2 protein-coding genes are annotated in these 951 nt (G+C 43.0%); one reads left to right on the plus strand and one right to left on the minus strand.

All coding sequences use genetic code 11. The features are described 5' to 3' along the window. Positions 1-226, plus strand: a 226-nt coding sequence (locus tag A3738_RS32055) for a hypothetical protein (RefSeq protein WP_231876690.1), incomplete at its 5' end; no start/stop codon positions are given. A gap of 61 nt (positions 227-287) precedes the next feature. Here the strand turns inward: A3738_RS32055 and A3738_RS18005 are convergent. Further along, positions 288-951, minus strand: a 664-nt coding sequence (locus A3738_RS18005) for a methylated-DNA--[protein]-cysteine S-methyltransferase (RefSeq protein ID WP_068763757.1), incomplete at its 5' end; no start/stop codon positions are given.

Raw genomic sequence — 951 nt, forward strand, 5'->3', positions numbered from 1 at the left:
CGGCACAAAAATCATGCATTTGCTTTCGTATACTCAGCCAAGCGGTAATGGTACTTACATGCGCTCACATATCGGCCAGCAAATGAATTTTGACAACGCTAAGGCTATAAACGAATTGGGGATCAAATACATTTCTATAAAAGAGAGTGTCGAGGCTGCAGTCGAAGATATGCTGAAGTGGGGACACTTGAAACCGCGTAAAGCAAACAAAATGGCTACCGCTTAATACGGTTTATGCTCTTGGTCAGGGTTTCGTTCATCTTTGGCGTTAACGCTGACCAAGATTCTTATTGATTTAAAATTCTATTACCAGATTCCCTAAGAAGCATTACTGCTTTTCGATCCGCTCCCCATCGATATTGATTCAAAACGCCTGAGCTTCTAATAACTCTGTGACAGGGTATAAGACACGCAACAGGATTGTTTGCGATTGCTGAAGCTGCTGCTCTCGCAGCTTTGACGTTACCAGAAGCTTCCGCGATTTGTTGATATGTTCGCAGCTCACCTTCAGGAATCGTTAATAAAGCTTCCCAAACCTTAACCTGAAAGACGCTTGCTTTAACAAATAAGGTTACGTTTTGGTTCGATTCACGATTAGAAAAGACTTGTTGGTTTAGCGTTTTAGCGAGGTTGTCCTCGCGAATAAACTCTGCGTTATGCCATTCTGACTCCAGTTCATTGATCAAATCATCTCGACTCTGCGAAGATGACGTGAACGCGAGTTTCATAATCCCTCTTTGGGTCGAAGCAAAAAGAGCATCCCCATATGGAGTTGGAGCAAAACCAAATGTTATCTCAAGATTTTTACCTCGTGATTTATACTCGCCAGGTGTTATGGACTCGATACGAACAAAGTTGTCGTACAGCCTGCTTTCAGAAGAATAGCCGAGCATGTCTGCAGTCTCAGCTACAGAATGGTTAGGCAGAAGCTCTTTGGCTTTCGATCTTGAT

Source organism: Oleiphilus sp. HI0066 (assembly GCF_001635725.1).